Annotated in this window: 19 protein-coding genes and 1 riboswitch; of the genes, 4 read left to right on the top strand and 15 right to left on the bottom strand. The window is 50.5% G+C overall.

Annotation, left to right across the window (positions count from 1 at the left end; genetic code table 11):
• Positions 1–68: 68 nt before the first annotated feature.
• Entirely contained in the window at positions 69–383 is a 315-nt protein-coding gene (locus RAC89_RS01075) for a hypothetical protein (RefSeq protein ID WP_306611217.1), read from the bottom strand.
• Between the two features lie 184 nt (positions 384–567).
• On the opposite strand from RAC89_RS01075, the gene RAC89_RS01080 reads away from it, so the two are divergent.
• Positions 568–900 carry a hypothetical protein gene (locus RAC89_RS01080; RefSeq protein ID WP_284639628.1) on the top strand — a complete coding sequence of 111 codons (333 nt, stop codon included), beginning with the start codon at positions 568–570 and terminating at the stop codon, positions 898–900.
• A 56-nt stretch (positions 901–956) separates the two neighbouring features.
• Here RAC89_RS01080 and RAC89_RS01085 read toward each other — a convergent pair whose 3' ends face one another.
• From RAC89_RS01085 to RAC89_RS01100, 4 genes are all read right to left on the bottom strand, one after another.
• Positions 957–1,115: a hypothetical protein gene (locus RAC89_RS01085; RefSeq protein ID WP_306611218.1), complete on the bottom strand. Its 159-nt coding sequence runs from the start codon at positions 1,113–1,115 to the stop codon at positions 957–959.
• 57 nt (positions 1,116–1,172) lie between these two features.
• Positions 1,173–1,343 carry a hypothetical protein gene (locus RAC89_RS01090; protein ID WP_306611219.1) on the bottom strand — a complete coding sequence of 57 codons (171 nt, stop codon included), beginning with the start codon at positions 1,341–1,343 and terminating at the stop codon, positions 1,173–1,175.
• Positions 1,344–1,370: 27 nt separating this feature from the next.
• A complete protein-coding gene (locus tag RAC89_RS01095; protein ID WP_306616015.1) occupies positions 1,371–1,724 on the bottom strand; it encodes a response regulator in 354 nt (117 codons plus the stop codon).
• Between the two features lie 104 nt (positions 1,725–1,828).
• Positions 1,829–1,912: riboswitch (cyclic di-GMP riboswitch) on the bottom strand.
• 123 nt (positions 1,913–2,035) lie between these two features.
• Positions 2,036–2,671 carry an NUDIX hydrolase gene (locus tag RAC89_RS01100; protein ID WP_306611221.1) on the bottom strand — a complete coding sequence of 212 codons (636 nt, stop codon included), beginning with the start codon at positions 2,669–2,671 and terminating at the stop codon, positions 2,036–2,038.
• Positions 2,672–2,764: 93 nt separating this feature from the next.
• On the opposite strand from RAC89_RS01100, the gene RAC89_RS01105 reads away from it, so the two are divergent.
• On the top strand, positions 2,765–3,025 hold the full coding sequence (locus RAC89_RS01105) for a DUF2533 family protein (RefSeq protein WP_306611222.1): 261 nt from the start codon (positions 2,765–2,767) through the stop codon (positions 3,023–3,025).
• A gap of 73 nt (positions 3,026–3,098) precedes the next feature.
• Here the strand turns inward: RAC89_RS01105 and RAC89_RS01110 are convergent, their stop codons facing one another.
• Entirely contained in the window at positions 3,099–3,623 is a 525-nt protein-coding gene (locus RAC89_RS01110; RefSeq protein ID WP_306611224.1) for an ADP-heptose synthase, read from the bottom strand.
• Between the two features lie 205 nt (positions 3,624–3,828).
• On the opposite strand from RAC89_RS01110, the gene RAC89_RS01115 reads away from it, so the two are divergent.
• Positions 3,829–4,725, top strand: coding sequence for a DMT family transporter (locus RAC89_RS01115; RefSeq protein WP_306611225.1), 897 nt, complete (start codon positions 3,829–3,831; stop codon positions 4,723–4,725).
• Positions 4,726–4,742: 17 nt separating this feature from the next.
• On the opposite strand, the gene RAC89_RS01120 is transcribed toward RAC89_RS01115, so the two are convergent.
• Complete coding sequence (locus tag RAC89_RS01120; RefSeq protein WP_306611227.1) at positions 4,743–5,582, bottom strand: DegV family protein; 840 nt, start codon at positions 5,580–5,582, stop codon at positions 4,743–4,745.
• A gap of 205 nt (positions 5,583–5,787) precedes the next feature.
• On the opposite strand from RAC89_RS01120, the gene RAC89_RS01125 reads away from it, so the two are divergent.
• A complete protein-coding gene (locus RAC89_RS01125; RefSeq protein ID WP_306611228.1) occupies positions 5,788–6,438 on the top strand; it encodes a deoxynucleoside kinase in 651 nt (216 codons plus the stop codon).
• A gap of 262 nt (positions 6,439–6,700) precedes the next feature.
• Here RAC89_RS01125 and RAC89_RS01130 read toward each other — a convergent pair whose 3' ends face one another.
• The 8 genes from RAC89_RS01130 to RAC89_RS01165 form a co-directional block, all read right to left on the bottom strand.
• Positions 6,701–7,207, bottom strand: a complete 507-nt coding sequence (locus RAC89_RS01130; protein WP_306611230.1) for a hypothetical protein — start codon at positions 7,205–7,207, stop codon at positions 6,701–6,703.
• 16 nt (positions 7,208–7,223) lie between these two features.
• Positions 7,224–7,514 (bottom strand): hypothetical protein, encoded by a 291-nt coding sequence (locus RAC89_RS01135; protein WP_306611232.1) that lies wholly within the window; start codon positions 7,512–7,514, stop codon positions 7,224–7,226.
• 63 nt (positions 7,515–7,577) lie between these two features.
• Positions 7,578–9,881, bottom strand: coding sequence for a thiamine pyrophosphate-dependent enzyme (locus RAC89_RS01140; RefSeq protein ID WP_284639649.1), 2,304 nt, complete (start codon positions 9,879–9,881; stop codon positions 7,578–7,580).
• 39 nt (positions 9,882–9,920) lie between these two features.
• Entirely contained in the window at positions 9,921–10,928 is a 1,008-nt protein-coding gene (locus tag RAC89_RS01145; RefSeq protein WP_284639651.1) for a 2-oxoacid:acceptor oxidoreductase family protein, read from the bottom strand.
• A 331-nt stretch (positions 10,929–11,259) separates the two neighbouring features.
• Positions 11,260–13,071 carry a cache domain-containing sensor histidine kinase gene (locus RAC89_RS01150; RefSeq protein WP_306611235.1) on the bottom strand — a complete coding sequence of 604 codons (1,812 nt, stop codon included), beginning with the start codon at positions 13,069–13,071 and terminating at the stop codon, positions 11,260–11,262.
• Positions 13,071–14,141, bottom strand: coding sequence for a response regulator (locus RAC89_RS01155; protein ID WP_306611236.1), 1,071 nt, complete (start codon positions 14,139–14,141; stop codon positions 13,071–13,073). Before RAC89_RS01155 ends, RAC89_RS01150 begins: the two co-directional genes overlap by 1 nt.
• A 6-nt stretch (positions 14,142–14,147) precedes the next feature.
• A complete protein-coding gene (locus RAC89_RS01160) occupies positions 14,148–15,716 on the bottom strand; it encodes an extracellular solute-binding protein (protein ID WP_306616016.1) in 1,569 nt (522 codons plus the stop codon).
• 201 nt (positions 15,717–15,917) lie between these two features.
• On the bottom strand, positions 15,918–17,261 hold the full coding sequence (locus RAC89_RS01165) for an ABC transporter substrate-binding protein (RefSeq protein ID WP_306611237.1): 1,344 nt from the start codon (positions 17,259–17,261) through the stop codon (positions 15,918–15,920).
• Positions 17,262–17,307: the final 46 nt, after the last annotated feature.

A 17,307-nucleotide genomic window follows, 5' to 3' on the forward strand; every position in this document is an offset into this window, starting at 1 on the left:
TTCCTTTGTTTACAAATTCATTTCCTTTTGGCAAAAAAGAAAAGACCGGATTGCCCGGTCTTTCCTCCTTATTTCGCCCCGCCACCGCCGCCGCTCTTACCTCCACCGGAGCCGCCTTGCCCCATTCCGGATTGCTCCTTATCTTTCCCGGAGCCTTCTTTGTCACTGCCGCCCCCGCCGCCGGAGCTTTGCTGGTCGCCTTGGCCTCCGCCGCCATCGTTCTGCTCCTGATCTCCGCCTCCTTGGTCACTGCCCGTCTGTTTGGCTTGACTTTGGCCGCCTTGACCTTGACCTTGAGACTGACCCTTCTGGTTATTTCCTCCACAGGCACTTAAGCTCCATACTAACGCTGCCGCTAAGAAAAACAATGCTGCCTTTTTCAATATACTTCCTCCATCGTAAGTGTAATTTTCTGTAAATCAAAACTAGTGTGAAGCTTTTGCTATTTTATTATTCATGGATGGCCCCGAATCATCCGTGTTTCTAAATGAATTGAATAAATCGGTTACTCCCTGTACACAGTAAAATATAGTTACAATGGATTCTACCAACCAGGAGGTACTCACCATGTTTCCGCAAAATCAAAACTCTTCCTATCAGCAATTTCTTGAGCAGCAGCAGCAGAGACAAATGGAACAAGCCCGTCAAGCCCAGCAGGCAATCGCCATGAACGGACTCAGCAACTTCACCCAGCAGGTTCGCGATGTACAGCAGCAGTTCATCCAAGTGCAACAGGATTTGCAGCAGGCGCAGTCTCAAGTTCAGACACAAATGGAGGCCCAGCAGCGACGCATCATGGAAATTCAACAGCGCTTGCAGCAGAGCATTCAGCAAATGGACGTACTGGTACAAGCATCCCAATACCAAGCGGCTCCTACGACCAATCAAAGACTTATGTAGACAAAAAAAGAGGCAGCGATCGTCATGCGAACGCTGCCTCTTGAGTTATTGCCGAATCAAGTCCATAGTCCTTGGCGATCATCCTCTTGGATGGCGCCATGCTCATCGATATCCGCTTCCACCCCGTGTTTATCATCTCTTCGAAGCCCAAGGCGTTCATGCGGCTGCACGTCTTCCCGCTCTCGGTTTCCCTTCGTCTCATCCATAGAGCCCATATCTTTGTCCCTCCTTATCGAGGGATAGCATATCCTATCCGAAGTCAACTCATACGCCTAATGGCATTCCTGCAAATAATCGCGAATCACCTGCAAGGCATCCATCAGCTCAAGGAGTTCCTCCTTCGTGGACTGCTTCAGGCATTGGGTTACCTCTTCCATGATCAAGGAGCTAACAGCTTCCTCCTGATAGACATCCTTCTGTACTGCTTCTGCACTTGACGCCATAGCTCCTCCACTCCATTCCATTCTACTCTATTTATTTAATACATGCTCGAATGCATCCTGGATTCTTTGTTTATCGAACGGCTTCACAATAAAGTCTGCAGCTCCAGCTGCAATCGCTTGCACCAGTAAAGACTGCTGACCCATGGCTGAGACCATAATGACCTTAGCCCTGGGATCCAAGGAAAGGATCTCCTTCAGCGCAGTAACGCCGTCCATTTCCGGCATAGTGATATCCATCGTGACCAAATCCGGGCAAAACTCTTCATACCTTTGAACGGCCTCGCTTCCGTTGGAAGCCTCGGCGACTACCTCATACTCAGAATCCTGCGAAATCATGTTTTTTATGATCATTCGCATGAACATCGAGTCATCGACGATCATAATCCGTTTGACCTTACGTCGCTTGGTTACGAAGGCTGGCAACACAAATACCCCCCTTTCCTATGCATGCCTAAAGGGAGGTACACTCATACTGACCCCATTCCTTCGGCAGCTGGCTGACATGGTTGTTCACTGTAGTCCCTTTAGCTTTGCGTCGCTGGCTTTCGCCAGTTTTGCCATTTATCGAGAATGCCATATGTAGTTAATCCAAGTTAATTATACCATGACCTGCTGCCAAAATCGACATGATTTTCCCTACGCTATTGGACCTAATCGTCCTCCCGAGAGTGTAAGGAATCCCTTGAAATAGCTCACTGCCCGCGGACTCCGTGCTGTAAATGCCTGAGAATAAGCTCATAGTAGCTACGGTCATGTGGGACCAAATCCCCCGCTGAAATGCTTCGTTCTACGGGAATCAGGCGGCCCTGCTTCAGCTCCACGCCCGATGCGCGTATGGAAGTCGCTGCTCCTGAGAAAAGCAGCTCCAGTCGGCTCAAAGGAATCTCGAACAGCCCTGTGACCTCTTCGGCTTGCAACCGGTAGTCTGAAAGAGGCTGGTCACAGCGGTACAGGAATACATTACAAAATTCGCAGTCGCGTCTTCCGTCCGCAAGCACCTTATTGCTAGAATACATCCCGCAGAACGTCAAGTCCGCATAATCGACAATAAGTCCCAGCTCCTCCTCCAATTCACGGGTGCCGTCTTCCACGCGCTCTCCTGCCGACAAATGCCCGGCACACGAAATGTCCAGCCTGCCTGGAAACGTATCCTTTTGCGGATGCCTTAGCTGAAACAATAATACCGGCCCCTCATCCCTGACGGTCCAAATCCAGCATTGAAAGGTTTGGTGCCATAATCCCTTTTGGTGCACCTCGGTCCGGCCGGCCGTTCCGATCCGCATCCCGTTGTGATCAAATATATCAAATAGCTCTTCGTGTCCCGGCATAGGAGCCTCCCTGCTTTGATCTATTGTATAGTAAAAACAGTTATAGTATTATAGGCGCAGCGAGTTATGTTATGAATGAGGAGTAGATTACCCGTGAGTGTACATGAAGCAATAACTTCCCATGTGAAGAAGCAAAATTCCCATCTTGAGCAATTTCTTAAGCTGGAAGCGAAGCGCGAGGAAGCCATCGATCAAGCTGTAGCTGCCTGTGCGGCTGGCCAAGCTTTTACGGTAGACCGGATTAACTATTGGACCGCACAAATCAATGCACATGCGATGAAGGGCATTTCCCCCACGCGTTCGCAGGTCACCGTCCAAATGGTCTGCGACTACGTATCCAAGAAATCCCAATAAGCGCCGGACTTGGAGGAGAAAAGCCAGCAGGACGGATGAACATATCATCTGCCGGCTGGCTTTCTTCGTGTCGTTATAACGACTTCCACTCCTCAAAGGAAATGCCCTCTTCTACCGCAAATACAAAATCGTCGATATCATAGATTTGGGCGGCAATTTCCGATTCGATGGCCTTCTCAAGAAACTCAACCTGATCGGTTAGAATAGGTGCCTTCTCCTTCATGGCACAGAGGATGATTTCGGTTTCAATCGGATCGAAACCTTCACCGAATTGAGCGTCCTCGAAGGAATTCATGACGGTGAAGGTGACCCTATCGTTGATCGGCATCGGAGGACTGATCCTCCAAGGCACGGCCAGAGCCCGCTCGATTTTTTTGCGATTAAACGGGTCCTCAAAAAAGGCAATCAGCTCTTGAATCTTCACCCGTACATGAGCCTCATCAGCCGGGTCGGGCATTATGGGCTCCGGACTGTCCTTCAGCTCATAAAGCTCCCTTATCGTGGAATAAGGAATAATATAATCAACCGGCTGACTTGGCAGCATCAATTCCCCATAGATGGCCGTCAAAACCGCTTCGATGACAAACCGCTTGCTCATCTTACGCTTCTTCCCCCTCCTGCTGCAATACTCTAAGATTATCATAACAGACAAGCGAATCCTTGACAAAATATAAACGCCTTCCGGGTAACGAATTATACTCCTTGCTTAACCGCTTCAACCAAATTCTCTTGATTTTTTTACCGAAGGTTGATATTTTAGTAAGGCTCTGCAACTTTACTTTTCTCTGGAGACCTGACATTACATGAATCGATTGCAACTTGTTCGTTCCCAGCTGTGGTTACTTATCCTGATTGGTATCATCGCCATCTCCTTCTCCTCCATCTTTATCCGCTGGTCGGAGGCCCCTGTATCAATCATTGCGATGTACCGTCTGTTCCTAACAGCACTCCTGCTTCTGCCTCTGTTACCGAAGCATTGGCCGGATGTTAAGAGACTCAGCCTGAAGGACTGGCATCTTTTGTTCTGGTCCGGGCTTACTCTGGGACTTCATTTCTTACTATGGATGGGCTCCCTGCGTTATACAACAGTAGCAAGCTCGACCGCTATCATGTCATTGGAGCCGCTGCTCGTCATGCTGGGCTCATTCCTGCTGTTCGGCCACCGCACGAAGGCTTCGGCTATCCTGGGGATGACCATCGCCATGATCGGAGCATTGCTGATCGGCTGGGGGGATTGGGGGCTGGAGGGCAGCGCTCTGTACGGCGACGTCCTATCCTTCTTAGGCACCGCTGCCGTTGCCGTTCACATGCTGGTGGGCAAAACGCTGCGCGAGCACATCTCCGCATTCGTATACAGCTTCTTTGTTTTTGTCCTGGCCGCCGTCGTCCTTGCATTCTATAATGCAGCAGCAGGTTACTCTTTTAGTGCCTATCCTCCAAAAGAATGGGGCTTATTCTTACTGCTTGCCGTCGTCCCCACCCTATTCGGTCATTACTTGTTCAATTGGTTGTTGAAATATATGAGTGCCACCTCAGTCTCGATGAGCGTTCTCGGAGAACCGGTCGGTGCGACACTGCTCGCTTTTCTTCTGCTTGGCGAACCTGTTACTTGGCTCCAGGCAGCAGCAGGCAGTCTGTTGATCTTCGGAGTTTGGCTGTTTCTTACCGTGAATGAGAAAGCAAAGAACCCATTCGAATAAGGAATGGGTTCTTCTTTTTAAGAGAACGTCATCAAGATGCCGCCTTCCCCCGCATACGTTCCGATCACGGGACCCATCTCGGAAAAGACAACCTCCTGAAATGCATATTCGTTCACAACACGCTTCATAAACTCTATGGCCCTCTCATTACAATTGCTGTGGGCGATACCCAAAATAAGGCTGCCGGTATTTCCCTTTACCTCTTCCAGCTTTTCCATCAGCCTCCCTACTGCTTTGGGAGTTCCGCGAACCTTATCGATGACCTCAACCGCCCCCGCTTCGCTCGCTTGCATAACGAGCTTTATGTTCAATACGGAAGCAATGGCGCCTTTCGCACGATCCAAGCGCCCTCCCTTGATCACGTTCTCTAAGGTGTCCAGGCTGAAATAGGTTTTAGCCCGCTCAATGACCTTACTCAATCGATCAGCCAGTTCATCAAGGCTGGTAGCCGCCTCTCTCTCTCTTGCTGCTCTATACACCAGCAAGCCTAAACCTAAGGATGCCGTCTTCGAATCCAGTACCCTGCAGCTGCCCCTATAGCCGGACGCTTGCAGCATATCCGCTGCCAGCAGCGCATGCTGATAGGTGCTGCTTAGATTTGATGAGATCGTAATGACCAGCATATCCTCGTCCTTATGCTCTTCCATGATTTGAAGAAAATCATACGGGGAAGGACTTGCGGTTTGGGGCAGCATGGAATGGGTTTTCATCTCCTGATAAAAGGCGGCATTACCGCGTTCCAGGTCAAAGCTCTTGCCTTCAAAGCTGACATGCAGCGGGACGATCCGGACTCCCCACTGCTGCACGATGTCGACCGGCAAATCTGCGCTGCCGTCAGTAATAATGGTAATTGGCATAGCCACACCTAATTTCTGTATATTCTATCGATGATAGGCACAATCGTAATAAGGTTAATAAATTCAACATACTTCGACAAATTCCTGCTATTTCTGCTATTTTCCAATGTAATTTAGCTAGTGCTTTTCGACAGGAAACTTGTTATACTAGAGCAGTTCTCTTCGTACAAGAGACTCTACCCGCGGTAAAGGAGAAAGGGGAAGCATGGCAGTGATAGTTGTCGGAGGCATGATCGGCCTGGGGAAGACTTCAGTGGCAACATTGCTCGGGAAGTCACTCGGCTCTGACGTTTTTTTCGAGAGTGTGGATGAAAATCCGATATTACCGTTATTTTATACCTCCACACCGGAGGAGATTGAACGGAAGCGGTATCCGTTTCTTCTGCAATTATATTTCCTGGATACACGGTTTAAGGCGATCAAGCAAGCGTTGACGCAAAGGAAGAATGTCCTGGACCGAAGCATTTATGAGGATTGGTATTTCGCGAAGGTGAATCGCGAGCTCGGACGCATCAGCGATTTGGAGTTCTCCATCTATGAGAACCTGGCCGGAAACATGATGCAGGAACTGGAGGAGCTGCCGAAGAAGTCACCGGATCTCATGGTATATTTAAAAGGGTCGTTTGAGACCGTTTTACATAGAATCGGGCTGCGTGGCCGTGATTTTGAACAGGATCCTGCCCTGATAGAATATTACCGCACCCTATGGTCCGGTTATGACGACTGGGTCATGAATTATTATAATGCCTCTCAGGTGTTGATTGTCGATATGGATGTGACGGATGTCGTCGGACGACCTGGGGATGCCGAGCGCCTTGTGCAAGATGTGAAGCGGCAGTTGGAAGCATTGCAGTAAACAATGAAAAGAATGATTAGCGTGTGAATCGGCATCAGCGTTCGCACGCTAATTTTTTATGCGATCATATTTGTTTACGGTCATTCCGCTGATCATCACATTGTGTTTAAATTTGATATTATTAATAATTTTATTAATCAATATTAGGTGAGGGGTACAATAAACAAAAAAAGCGTGCGAAAAATGATCATAATTCACACGCTTCTTATGAATGTGGATTGCCTTTATTGGCGAAGCTTCTTACTGCCCTATTCCTTGTTCCTCACCGTTCAACATTGTCCGCTCCGCCGAATTCCGTAATACAAGAAACGATTTTCTGCAGGCGCAAAAACTCGTTTTTCTTCAGATCCACACGGAAGTACGCAAACATATAGGCGGCATGCAGGAACGGCATTCCAGGGTAACATACGATATCCTGATTGGTGAAAGGGTTATCGATGATGATTTGCCATTCCCCTTCACGCTCTGCAGCGGGAATGTCCTTCAATACCTTCGCTTTGGTCGTGATGATCGTTTCGTATTCGTTCCATACAACCTGCCACACCGGGCTGAAGTTCGCCGGAACCGGAAAAGCGGATTTCGCATAGCTTAACAGCTTCAGCATGCGGTCGGTTTCCTCTTCCTCGAACGATTTCAGCTTCTCTGTAAAGCCCTCCAGAAACAAACGAAAGCCGGTAAAGCCTTTCGCTTTTATTTCCTCCGCGAATGCGGCGAGCGATTGTTCGGAATCAATTTGTTCAAATACCTCAAAAGGATTTGTTATTTTCATGCTTGGCCCCAATCCCCTATCCATTCGTCGTTACGGTTACAACGCCTTCCTTATCCATAAAGAGTCTTCGGGAAGGATCGTTTTTAAGCTTGACATTGAATATTTTCAGGCGGTTCTCGTCTACCTTCAGTATGTGCCAAAATGGTACGTCGGTAACACCAACCGAGCTTAAAAAGGTTTCCCGCTCCGCTTCCGCCTCTTCCTCATCATCCCACCATTTGGTCCCGTAATAATCAAGATTATAGCCGTTGCGTAAGATGCCGGTCGCGATTTGACCGCTCTGCGCATGTCGAAGCACATAGGGCATTGCCGTTCACCCCTCCGGATAAAATGAAAGGCGCAAGCTCCAATGAGTTTGCGCCTTATGATATTACAAGTACGGATTCTCGTGCTTCGCTTTCAGACGCTGCCAACGACGCTCGATTTCATCCTCAAAGCCCTTAAGTGCTTCCGCATATTCAGGCTTCGTCAGGTGCTTTGTTTTGCCCATGTTTTTCAGCCAATCGGAGACAGGAACACGCTTGTTCTTCTCTTCCGGATTGTAAGTGATCGTTGTTACCCCGTTCTCGATCTCATAGAGAGGGAAGAAGCAGGAATTCACCGCTTGGTCGATCAGCGTTTGGCCGATTTGCTCTTCGGAGAGCCAGTTCAGCGGACAGGTGATCAAGATTTTACCGTACACAAGACCTTCGTTTTGTGCGTAGTATTGCGCTTTCGCCGCTTTCTTGACCAAGTCCTGCGGACTAGCCTCGGAGCCTGTGAATACATAAGGAATGTTGGTTGCCGCCATAATTTGCGGAGTATCCTTATGGTGGAACAGCTTACCGCCTTGATGCTTGCCGACGTTGGACGTAGATGTCCGGTGGCCGATCGGCGTCGAGTAGGACAGCTGTGCTCCTGTATTCATATAACCCTCGTTATCGTACTCGAGGATGATCATCTTGTGGTTACGCAGAGCTGCACCGATCGCCGGACCCATACCGATGTCCATACCGCCGTCACCAGTGATCATAACGAAAGTAAAGTCAGCCGGCAGGTTGTACTGGTCAAGCTCGCCGCGACGCTTGCGCTCCCAGAACATTTCTACCACACCGGAAAGGGTGGCTGCACCGCTCTGGAACAGGTTGTGAATATAGGTTGCCTTGTGGGAAGAGTAAGGATATCCCGTAGTAACAACCATCGCGCAGCCTGTGTGGAACAACGCAACGATGTCGCCTTCGATTCCTTTGAAGAACAGCTCGAGACCGGAGAAAATACCGCAGCCTGGGCATGCGCCGTGACCCGGAGCAAGACGCTTCGGCTTCTTCGTGAGAGCACGAAGCGGCGGAATCTTCACCTTCAGCTGACCTGTAGTCTCATCCTTGTCTACTGTGATCAGGCCTGTGTTAAGTTCTTCATATTTCATCGGCTCGAGCACGCGCTGAGGCTTCTTGTTCGGATCCCCTGCCGTGTGGCCATAATAATCAAACGGAACTTCTACAGTCCCCTTCTCCATGGCGTCGATCGCCATTTGGAAGAAGGCATGACCGTCTTCGGCGTAGAAATCTTTGCCGCCGAGACCGTAGATACGGCTGATGACTTTTGTTGTTGTGTTGCCTTCTGTGAACAATGCGGCCTTGATCTCAAGCGTCATATTACCGCCGTAAGCGCCATAGGAATCGGCACGGTCACCTACCGTGATAACCTTAACATTCTTCAGTGCTTCTGCGATTTGCTTCGCCGGGAACGGACGAATCATATTAGGCGCGATGGAGCCTGCCTTGATTCCCTTCTCGCGCAGCTGGTCCACTACGTCCTTAACGATCTCCGAAGCGGAGTTCATCAGGAACACGGCTACCTCTGCGTCTTCCATACGATACAAGTCGAGAATCGGATACTCACGGCCTGTCAGTTCCTTGTATTCCTTCTGGATGCGGTCGAACACTTCACCTGCGCGGTACATCGCTTCCGACTGCTGATAACAGTTGTTGATGTAGTCCGGCTCGTTCATGTAAGGACCAACGGTAATCGGGTTGTTGCGGTCCAGAACGTGCGGGAAGTTTTTCGGCGCCTCGCCGATGAACGCATGAACGTCCGATTTGTGAGCGAACGTTTGTACGCGGCGTTTTTGGTGAGACGTGAAGTAACCGTCGGATGCCACAATAACCGGCAAACGTACTTCAGGATCTTCCGCCAGCTTGATCGCCATAATGTTCATGTCGTACACCGCTTGCGGGTCACGGCTCATCAGAATCGGCCAGCCGGTGTTCAGCGCATAGTACAGGTCGGAGTGGTCGCCATGGATGTTGAGCGGTCCGGATACGGAACGGCACACCAGGTTAAGAACCATCGGGAAACGCGTACCGGATTGAACCGGCATTTGCTCCAGCATGTACAGATAACCGTTCGCGCTTGTCGCGTTGAATACGCGGCCGCCCGCTGTGGAAGCACCGTAGCAAATACCCGCCGAGCCGTGCTCGCCGTCTGCCGGAATCAGCTTGATATCATGCTGGCCGTTGGCCTTCATGAGGTCAAGGAACTGTGCAACCTCCGTCGAAGGAGATATCGGGAAATACCCCATTACGTGATAGTTAATCTGGTGAGCGGCGTAAGCGGCCATCTCGTTACCGGATTCGTATACCATCCGCTGCTCGACTTTGCCTTGACTGACTTCTTTATTAATCTCGATCGCCATCGATGAAATTCACCTCTCCCTTAATTGAAGATCGAACAATTAGTTTGCTGCGAGGTTGAAGCGGTGAGGTACGCGATGCTCCTCGTGATAGCCCTCGGTTTCCCTTGCGGAGGAAAGCGCTTCTGTAGGACAAGCAACAACGCACTTCAAGCAGCCCTTGCAATATTGATAGTCAATTCCCTGCAGGAACATCTGCGGACGTCCCTTCTTATCCGGCTGTTCGTCCCATACGAAGCAGAAATCCGGGCAAGCGGTATCGCAGGCCGCGCAGTGAATACATTTTTCATCGTCAAAGTGGGGCATCATCCCGCTGCGGGAGATACTCAGATCTTTCAGAATGCTGTTCCCCGGGTTCGAAACCATACCGCCGATCGGCTGAGTTTCATACCCGTATACCGGAATATCCCAGCGCTTAGGAAGCGGCATCTCTACACCCTCAGGAAGCTCGAAGGTTTGGAACTTCACTTCGTCGTAGCCACGTTGGAACGTGCGCAGCGCAGGCTCGACGGCTTGAGGATACTTCTTCTCCAAAGATTTACGAATAATGCCCTTCATGTGCTCGAAATCCAAGAAGTCGCACAGACGGAACAAAGCACCCAGCATCGCCATGTTTACGCGGTTTTTCTCTTCAAGCGAAATTCCTGTTGCGTCAATAACGGCCAGTGTGCCGCCTTGCAGCTTCAGCTTCTCCTTCAACTCCTCCGGAGATTTCGCCGAGTTCACCAGCACCATGCTGTCCTCATAAATACCGCTTACGACATTGACGGTTTTCGACAGATTCTCATGGAAAATACCGACCACATGCGGACGCTCTACCGGTGTGGTATCGCGAATGTTTGTGTCGATATCGCAAAAACGGATATGCGCCTTAACCGGCGAGCCCTTCTTCTCCGATCCGTAGGAAGAAAAGCTTACTCCGTTGAAGCCGCTTCCAACCACTCCGGCTTCGGCCAGCATCTTGCCTGCAAGATTCGCGCCGAGACCTCCAATGGATTCGAGCCGAATTTCAAAGAAGCCGAGGTCGTTCATCTTCGGAAGAACCCTCATTTGTTCCACTCCCCTCTAATATTTACAAAACGAAAATATTCCCTCAAAAGTAGTATAACAGCTTCTTTCTCTGTCGCATAGAGAAATCTGTTAAAAAACGCGAATACTAGAGCAAACGTCAGGTGGACAAACTCCCATTGATGTCCAATAACCCGCTTAACGGCGCGGTTTCATCGGTTTAGGATAAAAGTGAAATTTTCTTCCTTCCCTCGCGGTTGGCAGGGGGCGGCTGGGGTGAGATGAGGAAGAAACAGGATACCCGAATTCAATGATACAGTTTCTACGAGCAACAAAAAACGATACCCCGTTCGCAGAGAATCTGCACGATGATTTACAGCATTCCGGTTTGATATTTATTCTCAATGCCGGGCAGCCTCATCGACACGATCGTCCCCTGGCCGGCCTCGCTTTGCACGGAAAGACCGTAGCTTTCTCCGAATACCATCTGAATGCGCCGATGCACGTTCATCATGCCGATCCCCCCCACCCCGCTGTTTCCCTCACCGCTCTCCCCGAGACGATTTTCGAGCAGACGCCCGCGGACCCGTCCCAGCTGCTCGGCCGTCATCCCGATCCCGTTATCCTCCACGTGAATCCATAGTTCCTCCCCACGCAGTTCTCCACCGATGACAAGCTGCGGCGCCTTATCCTTCATCCTGTGGAACGCATGCTGGAACACATTCTCCACAAGAGGCTGCAGCGTCAGACGAACCATGTGGTGCAGCAGCAAGGATGGATCGATCCGAACCTCGATTTCGAAGGGCTTCCCTGTCCGATATTGAAGGATCAGCAAGTAATACCGCACGTGATTCAGCTCATTGGCTACCGTAATGGCATCCAGATCCGTCTGGACGGCGTATCGCAGCATAAAGGTCAACGCCTCGGTCATATCCGAAATTTCATCGGCCCCATGATCCAGCGCATAGCTGTTCAGTGCGGCCAGGGTGTTATACAGGAAATGAGGATTGATCTGAAGCTGCAGCGCCTGATATTCCGCCTTCTGCCGTTCGAGCGTCTCCTTCTGCCGATGAAGCTCTGCGGCATACACACGCTGGATCATTTCGGACAGACGCTCGACCATGAGGTTGTAGCTGCAAGCGAGCTCCGAAATTTCATCCCCTGTATTTTTGATTGCAACGGGCCGAAAATCCCCTTCCGCCGTATGCCGCATGCTTCGCCTCAGTATATCGATCGGGCGGGTAATCGATCTGGAGAACAGCAGCGCAAGCCACAGCGTAAGGAGCAGCGTGCCCGCCCCTACAGCAAGCAAAGATGTACGGATACTGACGACAGGGTCGTTCATCCATTCCTTGGACACCGCAAGAAACAATCCCCAACGGGGCAGCGGTGATTCTCTGTAGAGCACAATCTGCCTCTGCTCGTCCCAAGTCATTTCGGTGATGGACGCCCCCTGCAGAGCCTTTGCGGTGAGCATCTCGTAGGCTTGACCGATCAGCTCGCTTCGGGGATGATAAATGAGCTTGCCCTCTTGGTCGGCAATGAAAAAATAACCTCCCTCCCCCTTGTTCATCCGATCCCACAGGGAGGAGAGCTTGGCCGTATCGAACTCAATGGCGAAGACGCCCCTTCTCTCGAAATCCGTCGTTCCTCTCACCTTGCGGGCTACCGTAATCTGGGATCGATCCGAGGTCAGCAAGCTGGAAGGGAGCACAGCGATATTGCCGTCCGTCGGGATATCCGAAATTTTCGTCCTGATCTCCTCCGTCAGCATCGATTCCCGGAACTGCTCCGTTCCCCGATCCAGGTAGATCATCTCTCCTCTGCTGCTGATCAGGTAGATCCGATTAATATCGGGATAATAATCCAGCAGCGATTTAAACACCGTATCCCGGATGAGCAAATAGTACTCGAATTGCTCATATCGGGTAAGCCGCTCGATATCCATAAACCTTCGTACGTCAGGGTCGGCGGCGATATGCTTGCTCGCCTCATCATAAGAGGCCAGCATCGTATCTGTCTGCGCCCCGATCGTTTCCACGATTTGCTCCATATATTTTTCAACCTGCGTCTCCAGCTTGCTCGAGGAATAGTAGTAAGCAAACCAGCCGATTAGCAGCAGCGTAAGGAGGATAACGGAGAAAAACATCGCATAGGTGCGCACGAACAAGCTAAGCTTCAGCATCAATCGATCCCCAGCTGCCTGCGATATTCCGAGGGGAGAATACCGGTATGCTTTTTGAAGGTGCGGGTAAAATGCGGATGATCGACATAGCCCACCTCGGTGGAAATATCGGTAATCCGGTAATGGGGTATTTCCAGAAGCCGCTTCGCCTTCTCCACGCGCAGCCGAATCCGGTACTGAATGAACGTTTCCCCCGTAACCCTCTTGAACAGCACGCTGAAGTACGTCGGAGACAGCCCGATATGCTGTGCGGTTTCCTCAAGTGAAATTTCTTCCGCCAGGTTCTCCTCCATGAATTTCATCGCCTCCTCCACCGGGTTCTTAAAGTCGCCGCGCCGTCGCTGGAGTATGAAATCGACGATCCTGCGGATTTCGGCTTCGAACTGCTCGAGCAAGGTAGCCTGGTTCCCATGTGAGAGCGATATCCGATCGTCGAATACAAACACATTCCGGCTGTTCAAGCCGCGGATAAGCCAGTTCAGGCAATGCCGAAGCGTAGCTTCCTTATCGGAGCCGTGAGCCCAGCCCCTTGCTGAATTGTACTCGAATGCTCTCAGCAATCGGCAGATCTCTTCATCATCCGCAGTCCAGACGGCCTGCTCCAGCTGCGTGATCCATTCCTTCACCTCCACCATCAGCTGGAACGGATCCTGCAGGTTCGCCTTGTACGCCGCCAGCTTGTCGAGCAATTGGCGCAGCTGATCTCTAGCAACAGGTTTCAATAAATATTCCTTTACTCCATAAGACATGCACCTTCGTGCATAATGGAAATCACCGTATCCCGAAACGACGACCAGCTGGACGTTCCATTGCTTTTCCGCGATCGTCCTGCAGAGCTCAATTCCGTCCATATTCGGCATCCGGATATCCGTCATGACCACATCGGGGAGCTTCTCCTCCATCAGCTGAATCGCGTGAAGGCCGTCATCCGCCGTTCGGATCGATCCGACGCAGGAATGCACACTCCAAAGCAGCTTAACCAATCCCCGGCGCACAACGTCTTCGTCATCGACGACCAGAACATCCAACACCGCATTCCCTCCTATCGGTCCTTGCGTGATCCCGCTCACTCTTCTCTAACGTAAAGGAAAAATGACGCCTTCCCCCCTGCGGTACCTTTCATTAGCTTCCTCCAAGATGGCTTGCCCGCCGTTTTTCTTCCATTCTTCTATGACCCGAGGCCAGCTGTCGACCGGCTGATCCCCATATATGATTTTGACGATCGGCTTCAGAATATCCTTGGAAATCGCAGCTCGTGAGCCCACTCTGGCGTCAGGGTATTTCATATTGGCGTTTAACTCCGGCAAAAATTCGACGGTATCCCGTCCTTCCTTGCTAAGCACATGCTCCGTTGCTTCGATCAGCTTCTTGCCGGTGCCGCTTCGTTCCACTAAACCCTTCACATACGTAAAATCCCGCACCATCCAGAGCCATTCCGTTCGAAACCGTTCTTCGTTCAGCTGCTCCTCCGATTGGGGCGTATGATAATGAAGCACTCCATCCTTCATCGTATAATCCTCCCCTTCCACCCCGAATGTGAAGAAGGTTTGGGCTTCCTCCGTAGCCATCCAGTCGAAAAAACGAATGATTCTCGCAGGATCTTCCGCATTTTTATTCACGTAATATCCCCGAATAACAGGGTTAACGAGAGAGTTCCCGCCCTTCCCGTCGGGTCCGGTCGGAGACGGTACGATCGCAAGCTCCGCGTCAGGGATCTTTAACCGGATTCTGTCCGTGAAGGACAGCAGCGTATTGGCATTGGCTTGAAAAATGGCGGAATTCCCCGAAATGATGTTATTGGCGTAGTCGTTGCCGGACAATAGCGCAAAATCAGGATGAATTAGCCCCTCCTCATACATCGTTCGATACATTTGAAGCGCTTTCGTCATATTGTCCACGTCGAAGAAATTAGGCACGACCTGATCGTTTTCTATTTTCCAATAACCGGGAAACACATTGTACGCATGAAAAAATATATCGGAGTATTCGAAATTGACCCTCCCTCCGAACGGATAGGGAACGCCCAATTTCTTCATTGCTCGCATGACCTCCAGATACTCCTCTACCGTTCTCGGCTGAGGAAGACCGGTCTGCTTCAGCAAATCCATTCTCATAAACGTGGCACGCCGCCCTGTATTGGACATCCAAGCCGGAAGAGCGTAGATCTTCCCTTCATGCCTAACCATATCCCATGCTTCCTCGGGAACCAGCTTTAGCAGGTTCGGTGCATGCTCCTTCAGCAAATCGTCTAATGGGAGGAACACACCGGCCTCCACGGCGCCGATCATCTCCCGCTGATACGGCTGGCCGCCTTGGATCACGTCGGGAAGGTTGTTTAGAGCAAACATCTGTGCCAATTTGGCATTGTATTGATTTTGCGGGTAAACCTTAAAGTTCAAGGTGACATTGGTCAATTCGTTCAGCTTGCGTACAAGCCTCGTTTCATTAATATTGTTAGCGGTTTCAACATAAGGCAGAAGCGCTGACCTTACTGCAATGCGAATCTCATAGGGCTTTGGCTTCAATGGGTCCGTCTGCTCGCGTGGATTAACAGATTCCGAATTTCCTTCGTATATACCGCTGCATGCCGGTACAAGTCCCACGAGAGCGGTAAGCATCACAAACGTCGACATAGCCTTTTGCATCAAGCGTCTTCCCCTCCTATCTGGCTCAAAAGACGTATCGTGGAAAGCGGGTTACCCTTCATTATATCGAAACGGGATCCGGGGCAAGCAGGGACTGCCTTTAGGTAAGCTGTGTTTTTTTCTAGGCTTCACGAAAAAAATGCTCAGGACCGTGATAGACACGAACCCGAGCACTTCTTGATATCATCTGAAACGAACTTACTATTTATTAGCCGCTTCTATAGCTTTGTCCAGTCTTTCCGAAGCTTCGCGAAGCGCATTGTTCACGTCCTTGCCGTTGATCCAATCGGTGAGTGCCGTCAAGAGCTCCTTGTCTGCGGCCGCTTGATGCACGGTTTTCACCGTCGGAGCGGCGAATTTTTCGGGAAGCAGCGATTTGACGTTCTTTCCTTTCAAATAGGGAACCTCGCTGGCAAAAAGCGCCTCCAGCTTGCTCTTATCCTTCAGAATGGACGGTGAGCCTCGTTTCACGAAAAATTCCTGGAACTCATTTGAAGTAACATAATCCAGTACTTGGAAGGCGGCGTCCTTATTTTTGCTGCCTGCGGATATATAGAAGTAGTTCGGATAGGACTGGGGACCGACACCCAGTAGCTCCTTATGATAAGGAAGCTGAATCACATCCCAGTTGACCTGGTCCTTAAAGGTGCTGGAGGTCGTACTGAGCGCAGCATACATGGCCAGGGACTTATCCTTATAGAATAAATCCTGCTGCTCCGCCATTGTATACTTCTGCGGATTCGGCAGCCCGTTGCCGGGGATGGTATAAAACCTTGACAGATTCGAAAACGCCTTCGTAAAGGGCTCCGAAGTGAACAACGATTTGTTCGTTTTAGGGTCGACGTGCGAAGCGGAAAGCTGATTCAGAAGCATCAGATGCTGGAAAGACATCAGAAATCCCTTGTACTGCTTGCCTTCCTCCTGGCGTGTCATGCGCCGGGCCAGATCGTAAAGCTCATCCCAGGTCATCCCTTCCTTCGGATAAGAGACGCCGAACCGATCGAACAAGTCCTTGTTATAGAACAGCGCCGCCGAAGTCGTATTCGCCGGTAGTCCATAGATCCCGCCGTTTGCCAATTGACGCTGGATTTCCACGGTCGATGGCTCCAGCCTGTCGAGCTTGTAGTCGTATTTTTTGATCAACTCGCTAATGTCGTATTGCATGTCGAAAGCAAGCAGGAAGGTGGAGGTCAACCCGATCGAGCTGATCAGAATATCGATTGTCTGGCCAGAGGTGATCGCCGCCTGCAGGTCCTTGTTGCCCGAGGTCTGCGGAATAAATTTCAGCTTGTAATTCGGAAACTTCTTTTGAATCAGGTTTCCGTAATTTTCCATGAACGTTTCTTCCGTCCAGCCGTTAATTCCGGTATAAAAGACGAGCTCCGTCGGCGTTTCACTGACCTTCTTGGCGAGAGCCGCTCCCCCTTCCTCTCCTCCCTTCGCGGTGGAGTCGGGGGGTACAGCCCCCCCTCCGCTTTGACATGCAGCCAGCCAGGTAGTAAGTAAAGATACGACAATGATTTTTGACAGCTTACCCCTCATCATGTAGAACCCTCCTATAGAACCATGTCTTGATAACATGCTCACTATA

Source organism: Paenibacillus sp. GD4 (assembly GCF_030846225.1).
In the GTDB taxonomy this organism is placed as follows: Bacteria; Bacillota; Bacilli; order Paenibacillales; family NBRC-103111; genus Paenibacillus_G; species Paenibacillus_G silviterrae.

What these genes read in the sequence shown, in the direction of transcription:
- RAC89_RS01100 (WP_306611221.1), bottom strand. Translation starts at nt 2,671, where the DNA reads ATGCCGGGACACGAAGAGCTATTTGATATATTTGATCACAACGGGATG.
- RAC89_RS01125 (WP_306611228.1), top strand. Translation starts at nt 5,788, where the DNA reads ATGGCAGTGATAGTTGTCGGAGGCATGATCGGCCTGGGGAAGACTTCA.
- RAC89_RS01085 (WP_306611218.1), bottom strand. Translation starts at nt 1,115, where the DNA reads ATGGGCTCTATGGATGAGACGAAGGGAAACCGAGAGCGGGAAGACGTG.
- RAC89_RS01110 (WP_306611224.1), bottom strand. Translation starts at nt 3,623, where the DNA reads ATGAGCAAGCGGTTTGTCATCGAAGCGGTTTTGACGGCCATCTATGGG.
- RAC89_RS01150 (WP_306611235.1), bottom strand. Translation starts at nt 13,071, where the DNA reads ATGCTGAAGCTTAGCTTGTTCGTGCGCACCTATGCGATGTTTTTCTCC.
- RAC89_RS01130 (WP_306611230.1), bottom strand. Translation starts at nt 7,207, where the DNA reads ATGAAAATAACAAATCCTTTTGAGGTATTTGAACAAATTGATTCCGAA.
- RAC89_RS01115 (WP_306611225.1), top strand. Translation starts at nt 3,829, where the DNA reads ATGAATCGATTGCAACTTGTTCGTTCCCAGCTGTGGTTACTTATCCTG.
- RAC89_RS01090 (WP_306611219.1), bottom strand. Translation starts at nt 1,343, where the DNA reads ATGGCGTCAAGTGCAGAAGCAGTACAGAAGGATGTCTATCAGGAGGAA.
- RAC89_RS01120 (WP_306611227.1), bottom strand. Translation starts at nt 5,582, where the DNA reads ATGCCAATTACCATTATTACTGACGGCAGCGCAGATTTGCCGGTCGAC.
- RAC89_RS01095 (WP_306616015.1), bottom strand. Translation starts at nt 1,724, where the DNA reads ATGATCGTCGATGACTCGATGTTCATGCGAATGATCATAAAAAACATG.
- RAC89_RS01140 (WP_284639649.1), bottom strand. Translation starts at nt 9,881, where the DNA reads ATGGCGATCGAGATTAATAAAGAAGTCAGTCAAGGCAAAGTCGAGCAG.
- RAC89_RS01135 (WP_306611232.1), bottom strand. Translation starts at nt 7,514, where the DNA reads ATGCCCTATGTGCTTCGACATGCGCAGAGCGGTCAAATCGCGACCGGC.
- RAC89_RS01145 (WP_284639651.1), bottom strand. Translation starts at nt 10,928, where the DNA reads ATGAGGGTTCTTCCGAAGATGAACGACCTCGGCTTCTTTGAAATTCGG.
- RAC89_RS01160 (WP_306616016.1), bottom strand. Translation starts at nt 15,716, where the DNA reads ATGCAAAAGGCTATGTCGACGTTTGTGATGCTTACCGCTCTCGTGGGA.
- RAC89_RS01080 (WP_284639628.1), top strand. Translation starts at nt 568, where the DNA reads ATGTTTCCGCAAAATCAAAACTCTTCCTATCAGCAATTTCTTGAGCAG.
- RAC89_RS01165 (WP_306611237.1), bottom strand. Translation starts at nt 17,261, where the DNA reads ATGATGAGGGGTAAGCTGTCAAAAATCATTGTCGTATCTTTACTTACT.